Source organism: Streptococcus sp. STR1/CE/0325 (genome assembly GCF_055386095.1).
The window spans coordinates 473,239-485,414 of record NZ_AP045018.1 but is presented as its reverse complement, the minus strand read 5'-3'; the positions used below and the strand labels follow the sequence as shown (position 1 = coordinate 485,414).

Annotated in this window: 11 protein-coding genes and 2 tRNA genes; 3 read left to right on the top strand and 10 right to left on the bottom strand. The window is 43.6% G+C overall.

The window, feature by feature from the left end; translation table 11 throughout:
- Window positions 1-12 precede the first annotated feature (12 nt).
- Both ACZ49W_RS02540 and ACZ49W_RS02535 read left to right on the top strand, forming a co-directional pair.
- The gene (locus tag ACZ49W_RS02540) at window positions 13-786 is read left to right on the top strand and encodes a biotin--[acetyl-CoA-carboxylase] ligase (protein ID WP_464813771.1); all 774 of its coding nucleotides are present in this window, start codon (window positions 13-15) and stop codon (window positions 784-786) included.
- Window positions 787-810: 24 nt separating this feature from the next.
- Window positions 811-1,644 carry an alpha/beta fold hydrolase gene (locus ACZ49W_RS02535; protein ID WP_464813770.1) on the top strand — a complete coding sequence of 278 codons (834 nt, stop codon included), beginning with the start codon at window positions 811-813 and terminating at the stop codon, window positions 1,642-1,644.
- A 79-nt stretch (window positions 1,645-1,723) separates the two neighbouring features.
- Here ACZ49W_RS02535 and dnaX read toward each other — a convergent pair whose 3' ends face one another.
- Genes dnaX through udk form a run of 3 tightly spaced genes read right to left on the bottom strand, consistent with a single transcriptional unit; the run spans window position 1,724 to window position 4,505 of the window.
- Window positions 1,724-3,370: a DNA polymerase III subunit gamma/tau gene (dnaX, locus tag ACZ49W_RS02530; protein ID WP_464813769.1), complete on the bottom strand. Its 1,647-nt coding sequence runs from the start codon at window positions 3,368-3,370 to the stop codon at window positions 1,724-1,726.
- Window positions 3,370-3,867 carry a GAF domain-containing protein gene (locus ACZ49W_RS02525; RefSeq protein ID WP_464813768.1) on the bottom strand — a complete coding sequence of 166 codons (498 nt, stop codon included), beginning with the start codon at window positions 3,865-3,867 and terminating at the stop codon, window positions 3,370-3,372. The genes dnaX and ACZ49W_RS02525 overlap by 1 nt, the downstream gene beginning before the upstream one ends.
- Window positions 3,868-3,878: 11 nt before the next feature.
- On the bottom strand, window positions 3,879-4,505 hold the full coding sequence (gene udk / locus ACZ49W_RS02520; RefSeq protein WP_464813767.1) for a uridine kinase: 627 nt from the start codon (window positions 4,503-4,505) through the stop codon (window positions 3,879-3,881).
- Between the two features lie 144 nt (window positions 4,506-4,649).
- Between udk and ACZ49W_RS02515 the strand changes: the two genes are divergently transcribed.
- The gene (locus tag ACZ49W_RS02515; RefSeq protein ID WP_464813766.1) at window positions 4,650-5,735 is read left to right on the top strand and encodes a DEAD/DEAH box helicase; all 1,086 of its coding nucleotides are present in this window, start codon (window positions 4,650-4,652) and stop codon (window positions 5,733-5,735) included.
- Window positions 5,736-5,882: 147 nt separating this feature from the next.
- Here the strand turns inward: ACZ49W_RS02515 and rpsA are convergent, their stop codons facing one another.
- From rpsA to ACZ49W_RS02480, 7 genes are all read right to left on the bottom strand, one after another.
- On the bottom strand, window positions 5,883-7,085 hold the full coding sequence (rpsA, locus tag ACZ49W_RS02510; protein WP_464813765.1) for a 30S ribosomal protein S1: 1,203 nt from the start codon (window positions 7,083-7,085) through the stop codon (window positions 5,883-5,885).
- A 121-nt stretch (window positions 7,086-7,206) separates the two neighbouring features.
- Window positions 7,207-7,278, bottom strand: a tRNA-Gln gene (locus ACZ49W_RS02505).
- Between the two features lie 219 nt (window positions 7,279-7,497).
- Window positions 7,498-7,578: transfer RNA gene (locus tag ACZ49W_RS02500), tRNA-Tyr, on the bottom strand.
- 62 nt (window positions 7,579-7,640) lie between these two features.
- Window positions 7,641-7,871 carry a DUF2969 domain-containing protein gene (locus tag ACZ49W_RS02495; RefSeq protein ID WP_464813764.1) on the bottom strand — a complete coding sequence of 77 codons (231 nt, stop codon included), beginning with the start codon at window positions 7,869-7,871 and terminating at the stop codon, window positions 7,641-7,643.
- Between the two features lie 69 nt (window positions 7,872-7,940).
- The gene (parC, locus tag ACZ49W_RS02490) at window positions 7,941-10,361 is read right to left on the bottom strand and encodes a DNA topoisomerase IV subunit A (RefSeq protein WP_464813763.1); all 2,421 of its coding nucleotides are present in this window, start codon (window positions 10,359-10,361) and stop codon (window positions 7,941-7,943) included.
- Window positions 10,362-10,570: 209 nt separating this feature from the next.
- Window positions 10,571-10,921, bottom strand: a complete 351-nt coding sequence (locus tag ACZ49W_RS02485; protein ID WP_464813762.1) for a hypothetical protein — start codon at window positions 10,919-10,921, stop codon at window positions 10,571-10,573.
- Between the two features lie 80 nt (window positions 10,922-11,001).
- Window positions 11,002-12,168 carry a hypothetical protein gene (locus ACZ49W_RS02480; RefSeq protein ID WP_464813761.1) on the bottom strand — a complete coding sequence of 389 codons (1,167 nt, stop codon included), beginning with the start codon at window positions 12,166-12,168 and terminating at the stop codon, window positions 11,002-11,004.
- Window positions 12,169-12,176 lie beyond the last annotated feature (8 nt).

The window sequence follows — 12,176 nt, the reverse complement described above, 5'->3', positions numbered from 1 at the left end:
TTTTTTAGGAGAATGTATTATACTAGCACTATGACAAGTGAGAAAACCCTCCAAAACATGAGCCAAACACTTGGCTTTCCCATTTTTTTCACCCCAGATAGCCAGTCCACCCAAGAAGATGCTAGAAAAGGCTTAGAAGAGGGACAGCAACCTCCTGCCCTCTATCTCGCCCCCCATCAAGGTGCAGCCAAGGGACGATTCGGCAGACCCTTTTATACCAGCCAAGGGGGAATTTACATGACCCTTTTGCTTCAGCCAAGGCATGAAACAAAGGACCTGCCCCTCTACACCATGATGGTAGCTGCCAGTATCGTCAAAGCCATCGATAAGCTCACGCAAAAATCCTGCGATATTAAATGGATCAACGACATCTATCTGGATGGAAAAAAACTAGCGGGTATCCTAACCCAAGCGATTGCGAGTAAAGAAGGGGAAGGAACGGCCATCCTCATCGGGGTGGGCTTAAATTTCCATGTGACCGATTTTCCTCCCGAGCTAGAAGAAACAGCGACCAGCCTCTTCTTTAGCCCCCCTCCTTTTTCAAAGGAAGAACTCATCACACAAATCTGGCAAATCTTTTTCACCACGCCAGAAAAAGACCTAATCAAGGTCTATAAGGAAACCTCCTTGGTTTTAGACAAAGAAGTGAGCTTTGTCCAAGACGGTAAAACCTACTCTGGTCTTGCGACCGATATTCTCCCGACCGGTCAGCTCGAAGTCCTCTTAAAAGATGGAACACTGACCCTTCTCACCAGCCAAGACATCAGTCTCTCGTCTTGGTTTTAGCTGATATAGAAAAGGAAAATGCCCATGATGAAAAAATTTTTGCTGGTCCTAGCCAGCCTCCTCTTTGTTCTCTTGGCAACGGGCTGTGCTTCAAGTCAGACACAAACTGCCAAGAGTGATTACGTGCAGTCCACCACACCGACCCTCTTTTTCCACGGTTATGGCTCAAGCGCTAATGCCGAACGCCACATGACCGAAGCTGCTAAAAAAGCAGGGGTCACCCAAACGATCATTCAAGCCAATGTTTCTAAAAATGGTGAAGTCACCCTCCTTGGAAAAATTCCAAAAGGCGCTACCAATCCCATCGTCAAGGTCAATTACGAAGACAATCGCAATCCTGATTTCCCAACCGATGCCAAGTACGCCAAGGCTGTCATCGACCGTCTAGTCGCTGAGTATGGCTTTAAAAATATCAATATGGTCGGACACTCCATGGGAAACATGTCTATTCTCTTTTACCTGCTCAACTACGACAACAACAGCCCCAAGGTGAGAAAAATCGTCCACATCGCCAACCACGTCAATGGGCTTGGGGGAAGAGATGTCCCAGCCAATCTTACCATTGATGAGAAAACCAAAAAACCAAGTGGCATGAGTCCCAACTATCAGACCCTGCTCACCCTCCAAGAAACCTATCCGCTGCATCAAATCGATGTCCTAAACATCTACGGAGACTACGAAAATGGCTCTGATGGCTCTGTTCTCAACACCTCCTCTAGAAGCCTCGCCTATCTGGTTCAAGATAGGGCAAAATCCTACCGTGAGGAAAAAATCACCGGAAAAGGAGCCCAACATAGCCAGCTCCATGAAAATCCAGAAGTGGATAAACTCCTCATCGATTTCCTCTGGAAAAAATAAAAAAATACCAAGCCTTATGATGAAGGGGCTTGGTATTTTTGTATTCCTGTTAGGACAAGAGCATAAATGACTATAAAACCTAATCCGTAATTTCTGTGACCTTATCCTTTAAAAAGAGAAAGGCCTCTGGTAAATGCAGTGTTTCTTCTTTTGTTTCCTTATCCTCTAGAGAAGTGGCTTGTCCTTTTTTGTATTGCTTGGCAAAATCTTGTCGGATACTAGCAAAATCTTGCTTGGATAGGGCTAAAATCTCTGGTGAGAAACCAGCTATCTGACTCATGAGATTGCCAAAAAGAGTGTTCAAATCCTCACGCTTCATGGCCTGCTCAGCATTAAAGGCCGCATCAAAAGCCAAGATCGCATAATCTGGACTGGCCAAAACAGGCTCTGATCCCATCAGTAAGGCTCGCTCTTGAGCGGACAAATGCTCTAAAATCTCTGGCCAAGCCTGCTTGAGCCCTTCTAGATACTGTCTTGATTCCTGACCTTTTTCGGCAGTTTCTGTCATGATGGCCATGATTTTCTCACGATTGACACTGGCTGTCACCTTAGGACTTGGTTTGGCTTTTGGAGGTGACTTCTTCGCTTGAGGTTGATTCTCCAACAAGTCTTGGAGCTTTCGGACTTCTTGGCGCAGGCGAAGAAGCTCGCTTTCCACCTCCTGAGATGGAAAACTTTGACTGGCTTTACTGATATTGATAAGGCGAATAGTCATCACTTCTGCGTAAATCTTGGGATGGCTACTGCGCTTGATCTGATCAAGGCTAGCCGTCACCTGATCAATCATGGCAAATAGCTGCTCTTGGGTCAAAGCAACTGGGTCTTCTTCTTGCGTTAATTGATGGAGCAAAAGTGTGCGCAAATAATCCAGCAAGTCAATAGCAAAACGATGCATGCTCTTCCCATTTTGGAAAATGGTTTCAAGATCCAAAAGCGCTGCCTGACTATCTCCAGTTGAGATCGCCTGCACATACGATTCTAGGGCAGCTAGCGACACATAGCCCGTGATGTCCTCAGCCAGCTCTAGCGTCACCCGATTATCAAGACTCAGGCTGAGGGCTTGATCCAACATGGAGAGCGCATCACGCATCCCTCCTTCAGCCCGTCTTGCAATCATCTCAAGCGCCCCATCTTCATAGCTGAGGCCTTCTTTGTCTAAAATTTTAGCCAAATGGGATTTGATGGCCTGCATTTGAATAGCCTTAAACTCAAACCGCTGAACCCGAGACAAAATGGTAGCTGGAATCTTATGGAGTTCGGTCGTCGCTAAGATAAAGACCACATTTTCTGTCGGCTCTTCTAGTGTCTTTAGCAAGGCATTAAAAGCCCCTGTCGAGAGCATGTGCACCTCATCGATAATATAGACCTTATACTTAGCAAGACTCGCTGCATAGGTGGATTTGTCCCTGATGTCACGAATTTCATCCACCCCATTATTTGAAGCAGCATCCATCTCGATGACATCTTCAAGACTGCCCTTGGTAATGGCCTTGCAAAGCTCACACTGGTTACAAGGTTCACCGTCCACTTGATTGGGGCAGTTCATGGCCTTGGAAAAAATCTTAGCCGCACTGGTCTTTCCCGTCCCTCTTGGTCCAGAAAAGAGATAGGCGTGGCTAATCTTTCCTGAAGCCACCGCCTGTTTTAGGGCTGTTGCCACCAAGTCTTGTCCCACCATCTCATCAAAGGTCTGACTGCGATACTTGCGATAGAGGGCTTGATACATTAAGAAACGACCTCAAATTGGGCAAAAGACCAGTCTGTTCCTGAGATAAGAATAGAAACAAAGTCTTCGAGATAAGTTTTGTCCACCTCATCATAATCCGCCACCAAACGAGAATCCAAGTCCAAGACACCTAAGAGTACACCGTCTTTAATCATAGGCACCACAATCTCGCTACGGGCCTGTGAATCACAAGAAATATAGTTGGCGTGTGTTTTAACATCGTCCACGATTAGGGTTTCTCGCTTCTCAGCTGATTCACCGCAAACTCCCTTACCAAGAGCGATATGAACACAAGATACTCGTCCTTGGAAGGGACCTAAAATCAGCTCCTTACCATCAAAGAGATAAAAACCAGTATAAACCGAGTTGGGTAGGGTTTCTTTTAGCATGGCACTAGCATTAGCAAGGTTGGCCAAGGCATTTTTTTCATGGGCAAATAAACCTTTGGCTTGAGCAAGCAGCAAGGTATAGGCTTCTTGTTTGGCTGTTTTTTCCATTGGTTTTCCTCCTAGTTTTCCGCCAAGATACTCTCAATCTTGGTACAAATCAAATCAATCGCCACGACATTGGTCACCCCTTCAGGAATCACGATATCCGCATAGCGCTTGCTGGGTTCGATGAACTGGTGATACATGGGCTTAACCACACTCACATACTGCTCGATGATGCTATCTAGACTTCTGCCACGCTCCACTGTATCACGTCTGATACGTCTGATAATCCGAATATCATCATCCGTATCCACAAAAAGCTTGATATCCATCAAATCGCGCAGTCGCTTGTCCTCTAAGACCAAAATGCCCTCCACGATAAAGACATCCTGCGGCTCTTGCACATAAGTCGCATCACTTCTCGTATGGTTGGTATAGTCATAGATGGGAATCTGCACCGCCTTTCCTTCCATCAACTCTTGGAGGTGTTCAATCAACAAGTCCGTCTCAAAAGCAAAGGGATGGTCATAATTGGTCTTGATACGCTCCTCAAACGTCAAGTGACTTTGATCCTTGTAGTAAGAATCATGTTCAATCATCGCCACTCTAGCATTTGGAAAATGATCTAAAATCGCTTGTGATACACTGGTTTTTCCCCCACCAGAACCACCTGTGACACCAATAATAATCGGTTTTTTCGGCATGGTTTCTCCCTAATTTTAAACAATCTTTACCTTCTATTCTACCAAATTTTACACCATTAGAAAAGCACAAAACGAGCTTCCAAAAAAAGCAAGACAGAACGCTTTATGTTATAATGGATAAGATTAAAGAAAAAGGACGAAACAATGATCAAACAATTTCCCACCCCGTGGCAAGAGCAACTCCAAGCCCTCGGCTTTTCCAGCCTCACCCCTATCCAAGAAGAAGGATTCGCCCCCATTACAGATGGTGACAGTATCCTTCTCAACAGCCCAACAGGGAGCGGCAAGACCCTTGCTTATCTCCTGCCTAGCCTACTCAAGTTAGATCCAAAAAAAGGGCAACAACTCCTCATCCTAGCTCCCAATTCTGAGTTGGCTGGGCAAATTTTTGACGTCACCAAAACTTGGGCAGAACCACTAGGCCTATCTAGCCAAGTCTTTCTATCCGGTTCTAGCCAAAAACGCCAAATCGAACGTCTCAAAAAAGCCCCTCAGATTCTCATCGGAACCCCAGGACGCATTTTTGAATTGGTCAAACTAAAGAAAATCAAGCTCCTCAGTATTGATACCATCATCCTAGATGAATTTGATGTCTTGCTGCAAGATTCGCAGTATGACTTTGTCAAGCGCATTCTCAACTATGTGCCCAAAACACATCAGCATATCTATGTCAGCGCCACGACCGATATTGACCCAAGCGTCTTGGCCGAAAGAACCAAGACCATCCAAGTAGGCGAAAAAGCGCCATCCTCTATCTCTCACTACTATATCCAAGTCGAAAAGCGAAATCGCCTAGAGCTACTACGTAAAATCGGCAATCTCCCTGACATGAGGGCCCTAGTCTTCTTTAACCAATTAGCAGAATTAGGTGCTGCCGAAGAAAAACTCCAGTATAACCGAGTTGCTGCCATCTCGCTTGCTAGTGATGTCAATCTTAAATTCCGCAAGACCATTTTGGATAAATTCAAAGACCATCAGATTACTCTACTGCTTGCCACTGATTTGGTGAGCCGAGGTATTGACATTGATAATCTTGAGTTGGTCATCAACTACGAATTACCCCAGCAAGAAACGGACTACACCCATCGCTCTGGACGGACTGGTCGCATGCAAAAAGAAGGAACTGTGATAACCTTTATCAGCCATCCAGACGAACTCAAACGCCTCAAAAAAATAGCAAACGTCCAAGAAATCTACCTCAAAGGACAAGAATGGTACTTAAAAGACTAAAAGAGTTGAAAAATCCAACTCTTTTTATTGTGTACATAAAAAAGAACAAACTAGCCCTCTCAACATGTTAGCATTTTATCTACCACTTCGATTGACAATCAAAAAAGAGCTTAGAACAAGACTGCTCTAAACTCTCATCATAATTCATTACAATTCAATATCACCGAACAAATCAGCCATTGAGAATCCAGTTTGTGTTTCTGGCAACTCATAATCACGTTTTTCTTGACGACGTGGACGACGTGGACGTGATGGACGTTTTTCAGATGCTTCTGAAGCGTCTTGAGCTGGACGTTCTTCAAGTGCTTTGATAGAAAGGGATACACGCTCATCTGCTGCGTTGACATCCAATACTTTCACTTTCACATCTTGACCAACTGACAAGACATCTTTTGGATTTTCAACACGTTTGTGTGAAATTTGTGAAATGTGAACCAAACCATCAATACCTGGCAAGACCTCAACAAAGGCACCAAAGTCAGTCAAACGTCTTACTTTACCTTCGATGACATCGCCTGCTGCAAGTTTTTGCTCAACACCATCCCATGGTCCAGGGGTTGTTGCTTTAAGAGAGAGTGACACACGTCCTTCTTCTTCATCGATAGCAAGAACTTTTACTTCAACATCTTCACCAACGCTGACAACAGATTTTGGAGACGCGTTACGTTCGTGAGAAAGCTCAGTCACATGTACCAAACCATCAACACCACCAAGATCAATGAAAGCACCAAAGCTAGTCAAACGAGCCACTTTACCTGTAACAACAGAGCCAACCTCAAGGTTAGAAAAGACCGCTTCACGTGCTGCTTTTGCTTCTTCTTCAACAACGTCACGACGTGACAAGATGAAACGATTTTCAGCTGGATCAACTTCTTTAATTTTCGCTGCAAATTCTTGACCAACGAAACGCTCAGTGTTACGAACGAAACGTGTATCAATCATAGAAGCAGGGATGAAACCACGGATGCCTTCAAATTCAACTGAAAGACCACCCTTAACGGCGCGAGTCACCTTAACGTTAACCACTTCGCCTTCACGACCAATCAATTTGTCCCAAGCCTTACGAGCTTCCAAGCGTTTTTTAGAGACTAGGAAAGTCACAGTATCTGTATCTTTACCTACAACTTGACGAAGAACAAGCACTTCAAGTGTTTCGCCAGCTTTAACCAATTCGTTAATGTCAGCGTCTCTGTCATTTGTCAATTCACGAAGGGTCAACACGCCTTCAACGCCTGTACCTTCGATGACAAGGTTTGCTTGACCATTATCAACTGTTAAAACTTCCGCTGTGACAACGTCACCAGGGTTCACTTCGCTAACACTGTTTAGCAAATCTTCAAATTCATTCATTCTAAAAAATCCTCCAACAAAAGCTAGCAACGCTAGCTTTTGACAACAATATATTTTAAGGCAACCCGCAAGGACAACTGATTTTATCTTTGACGGTGTTAGGCAAAGCCCAATACCTCAACTGGGGTAGCTGGATTCGAACCAACGCATGAGGGAGTCAAAGTCCCTTGCCTTACCGCTTGGCGATACCCCATTATTAAGATGTGAGAGCGTTAAACGAATGTAGAAAAAATAGGAAAATTGGGGTAGAAACGAATGTTTCAAGGCAATTTTATCTTTTTTTCAAAATTCGCAGCTCGAACTCAATTACAAGATATGAACCCATCTAGAACTCAAAGAGGAAGTCTATCTCTTTTTAAAAGATCAGGGTACATTTCATTATCCAAGATATAACAGTTCTACATCTCAAATATGGAGAGAGAGGGATTCGAACCCCCGAACCCGAAGGAGCGGATTTACAGTCCGCCGCGTTTAGCCTCTTCGCTATCTCTCCGTAACAACAGATACAATTATAGCATACCTGTCGCATCATTGCAAGACCTTTTTACTATTTTCTTAATAATTTAAGTTATAGTCTTCAATCACGTCTTTGATGGCTTGGTCCAAAGTCTTAAAGAGTTTAGACACTTGGTCTTGTTTTAGGACAGCAAACTGTCCTTCGACTTCAACGATTTGCCCAATCATGTGTTTGCCAATCTTAACCGCATAACCATCCAAGACTTGACCATTCAAGGTTAGACGTTCATCTGTAACCGATACTTCGATTTTTTTCTCTTTTTTACTCATCGTTACCTCACTCTCCTTTTTATTTTACAAAAAAATAAACCAACTGGCAAGAGCCAGCCGGTTTTCACTCTAATCTTTGTCCATCTCAAGTAAGTCAGCAGACAAGAGATTTTCTTTGGAGAGACTGCTTTCGATAAAGCTACCATTACTGGTGCGCTCTGAAAGGTTCAAATTGCTTAAATCCACCGTTTGTGTTTGTCCCGTTAACCATGTCACACTCAAAAGCGTTGCTTCTTTGACTGGTCCAGCTAGGAAAACACGGTGGGGTTGGCTTTTGAGTTCGCGTAAAACCAAAAGACCGCGTTTGGACCGTCCGGTGATGGGAACGGCATCATTGGCCATGACCTTGAGGCTAGCCCTTTGGGTCAAGACAAAAATCGGGTCTATCGCCAAGGCAAAGAGGCTTTGTACCTGATCCTGGTCTTTAAGGTTAACCGCCTTGACTCCTGCTGCTTTGAGGCCACTAATAGGAACATCACTAGCTTCAAAGCGGACCGCATAACCTTGATGAGTCACCGCCATCACTGTTTCCGTTGGCTCTTCAGGGAAAACATTTAACACTCGATCATGCTCTTGCTTGAGCTGGATAAACTTGAGCGCCTTGGAACGATAGGTCCGCCAAGGTTTCAACTCGGCTTGCTCAAAGCGTTTGATCTGACCAGATAGGGTCCCTGTGATATAGGTTTTTTCGCCAATCTCATCAACCAAATCCACAAACACTACTTCTTCATCTGTGCTAAAGCTACTGATGGTCTGCGACAGATGTTCACCAATATCCTTCCACTTGACATCTGGCAGCTCATGCACAGGACGATAGATGACATGGCCAAGATTGGTAAAGACCAGGAGATGTTGGGTGGTTTTAGCTTGGGCTAAGAACAAGAGGCGATCGTCCTCACGCTTGCCCAGCTCATCCAAGCTAGATGCCGCAAAGCTCCGTGGACTAGTACGTTTGATGTAGCCTGCCTTGGTCACGCTGACATAAGTATCCTCAGCGACAATCAAGCTAGCCGTATCAATCTCGATGACTGCTTCTGCCTCTTTTAGCTCCGTGCGTCGTGGGCTGGCAAAGGTCTTTTTGACCTCCCGCAATTCTCGTTTCATGACGTTAAAGAGAGTGCTCTCATTAGTGATAATGGCAGACAAGACAGCGATTTTCTCTCGCAGTTCCTTTTCCTCTTCTTGCAGGGTCACAATATCGGTATTGGTCAAACGATAGAGCTGTAAGGTCACAATAGCTTCCGCTTGAAGCTCGGTAAAGTCATAGCTGACCTTGAGATTTTCCTTAGCATCTGCCTTGTTTTCACTGGCACGAATGAGGGCAATCACCTCATCAAGGATGGACAAGACCCTAATCAAGCCCTCAACGATGTGCAGACGATCCTCCGCTTTTTTCTTGTCAAACTGGGACCGCGCGACAATCACAGCCTTGCGGTGTTCAATATAGCTTTCCAAAATGCGGCGCAGCCCCACTTGACGAGGGGTATAGTGGTCGATAGCCACCATGTTAAAGTTATAGTTGATTTGCAAATCCGTGTATTTCAAGAGATAGTTGAGCACCACTTGCGTATCTGCATCTTTCTTTAGCTCAATGGCAATCCGTAACCCATCACGGTCTGACTCATCCCTGATTTCAACCATCCCTGGCACCTTGTTGCTAAGACGAATATCGTCCATCTTCTTGATGAGGCTGGCTTTATTGACCTCATAGGGAAGTTCTGTCACGATAATCTGTTCTTTCCCCCCTTTTAGAGGCTCAGTGTGGGTCTTGCTCCTTAACACCAAGCGCCCTTTTCCTGTTTCGTAGATGTCTTTTAGACCCGCTGTTCCTTGGATGATGCCACCTGTTGGAAAATCCGGAGCTGGCAAATGCTGCAAGAGTTTGTCCAAGGTCGCTTTAGGGTGATCGATCAGGTAGATGGTTGCATCGATGACCTCCGCCAAGTTATGCGGTGGAATATCCGTAGCATAGCCAGCAGAAATCCCTGTGGAACCATTGACCAATAGATTAGGAAAGGCAGCAGGTAAAACCGTCGGCTCTTTTTCCGTGTCGTCAAAGTTCCAAGCAAAAGGCACGGTCTTTTTGTCGATGTCCTGCAAGAGATAGCCAGACGCTTCAGACAGCCGTGCTTCGGTGTATCGCATGGCAGCAGGCGGATCCCCATCCATGGATCCATTATTTCCGTGCATCTCGATGAGGATTTCTCGATTTTTCCAGTCCTGACTCATCCGCACCATGGCATCATAAATGGAGGAATCCCCGTGCGGGTGGAAATTCCCCATGACATTTCCGACTGACTTGGCAGACTTACGATAGCCCTTATCAAAGGTATTACCATCTTTATTCATGGAATAAAGAATTCTGCGTTGTACCGGCTTTAAGCCATCACGAATATCAGGCAAAGCCCGATCCTGTATGACGTACTTGGAGTAGCGTCCGAAACGCTCTCCCATGATGTCTTCTAAAGACATGTTTTGAATGTTAGACATGTAATCATTTCCTTATTCTTTTTAGAACTCTGATAAGTTCTTCCATCGTTTCATTTAAATAATTGTCCGTAAGAGACATTAGGTTTAATCTTTATCATGTTGAATTTGATCAATTTTATTGTTTTGCTTGCGTATCGTCACTGCTTGAAATGAGGAAAAATGAGGTAACCAAAGTCATAAAAAATACGCAACAAAGACTATAGTTTGAACTAATACCACTTTGTTATCATGACAGGTTTTTTCTTTGCGCTATGCTCTTTTAAGTCCTCTGGTAAATCAAACTCTGTTATTTCTTTCTCGACATGAGAAAGAACCAGAATTAAGCCATTTGCTGGGGCAAACCTAACCCAGCGAACCCCTTCTATTTCCCCAGCATCATCTAGTGAAAAACGAATAGAGCTAATCCATTGGTCGTAGGTTTCTGTTTTATTTTTCAATTGATCAAATAACTTAAGAAGTGGCTCTAATTTCTTGGTTTCATAAGCATCTAATATCTGCCCAAACTCGGCATGTGTTAGAGGCGTTAGAAATACTCGTGCTAATCCTTTTCCTTTTGTCATAGAACCTCCTAAAAATTCTTTTTGTGAATCTGAACGGCAACTTTTTTTGATGAAAGGAACATCTAAAACAGATTTTTGTTTTAATCTCTTGCAACCACTTCTCTTGTCGCCTCAACCCTCTTATCCATCCACTCTACCAAATCTTTGATAACTAATTTTTCGACAACCTTGATAAAGTCAGACATGAAAGTGTAGTCGGGTTCTTCTTTTTTGATTACTGGAACATCAAATTTGAAATCATAAGTTTGTGATGCTCTTAGCTTATTCCCAAAATCATATTTTCCTTGCAAACTCTTACTGATAACCGTTTGTAAAAACGGTAAACTTTTTGGCTTCTTATTCGCAGGATTCCAAAAAACACCTGTATCATCACCTGCTCCAAATTCGTAAGAACGGTAAAAGGTATTTCCAAAAATGTCAATCGTCAACGAATGCTTCGGAAAAATCCTCACATCGTTTCCGATTGAACCAACCACTCCTGTATTGGTTGTTCCTGCCATGACAAAATATAAATCCCCTTTGATTTGGTCGTCCTTTTTCAAACGTCTTCCTTGGTGAATCTCTGGAAAAAGGATTTTCATGGAAATAGGTTGAAAGGCATAAGCATCCACATCCTCTACTCTACTCTTAGTATCGCTGAGTTCAGACCACCTGTCAAGTATTTTCTCATCATTTTGTGTCAGTTTATACTCTTTCAGTCCAGTGACTGTTAGATAAGCCTCGAGCGTCTCGATGCGTTCAGCCTCGAGCGCTTTGATGTAGTTTTCCATGTAGGGAAATGCTAACTCATCTTCAAAAAAAGGTAAGGTTATTTTCATATTAATTACATTAGCCATACCTGTGCCATATTCAAAATTATTAAAATGTCTCCTTAGTATAGATAGCAAAAATAATATATGGTATTTATTATAATTTTTAAATCTTGGATACAATCCTTGAAATGCCCCGTTATTCCCGCTTCTATAAAAAGTTTCAGAAATCATTCCTATTTCTCCTACACTAGATGTGTAGGCAAGAATTGGTCTCTTAGGATCGACAAAATGTAAATATTTAGAATCCAGTAGAATCTTTTGGGGATACTGATACTGGATATTTTGACCAAACATATGATAACCATTGCTTTGCTCTGTCAAATTTTCAGCTGATTTAGGTACGCCCTTAATCGTTCTTTTTGTAAATAATTGATTAAGCTTCACTTCCCGCCACTCGCCCCCAGCTTTTACAAAGTCATCTTCTAACTTCTGCAAGCGAGGGC

Excerpts from the sequence above, each read along its gene's own strand:
- ACZ49W_RS02540 (WP_464813771.1), top strand. The coding sequence starts at position 13 with ATGTATTATACTAGCACTATGACAAGTGAGAAAACCCTCCAAAACATG.
- ACZ49W_RS02535 (WP_464813770.1), top strand. The coding sequence starts at position 811 with ATGATGAAAAAATTTTTGCTGGTCCTAGCCAGCCTCCTCTTTGTTCTC.
- dnaX (WP_464813769.1), bottom strand. The coding sequence starts at position 3,370 with ATGTATCAAGCCCTCTATCGCAAGTATCGCAGTCAGACCTTTGATGAG.
- ACZ49W_RS02525 (WP_464813768.1), bottom strand. The coding sequence starts at position 3,867 with ATGGAAAAAACAGCCAAACAAGAAGCCTATACCTTGCTGCTTGCTCAA.
- udk (WP_464813767.1), bottom strand. The coding sequence starts at position 4,505 with ATGCCGAAAAAACCGATTATTATTGGTGTCACAGGTGGTTCTGGTGGG.
- ACZ49W_RS02515 (WP_464813766.1), top strand. The coding sequence starts at position 4,650 with ATGATCAAACAATTTCCCACCCCGTGGCAAGAGCAACTCCAAGCCCTC.
- rpsA (WP_464813765.1), bottom strand. The coding sequence starts at position 7,085 with ATGAATGAATTTGAAGATTTGCTAAACAGTGTTAGCGAAGTGAACCCT.
- ACZ49W_RS02495 (WP_464813764.1), bottom strand. The coding sequence starts at position 7,871 with ATGAGTAAAAAAGAGAAAAAAATCGAAGTATCGGTTACAGATGAACGT.
- parC (WP_464813763.1), bottom strand. The coding sequence starts at position 10,361 with ATGTCTAACATTCAAAACATGTCTTTAGAAGACATCATGGGAGAGCGT.
- ACZ49W_RS02485 (WP_464813762.1), bottom strand. The coding sequence starts at position 10,921 with ATGACAAAAGGAAAAGGATTAGCACGAGTATTTCTAACGCCTCTAACA.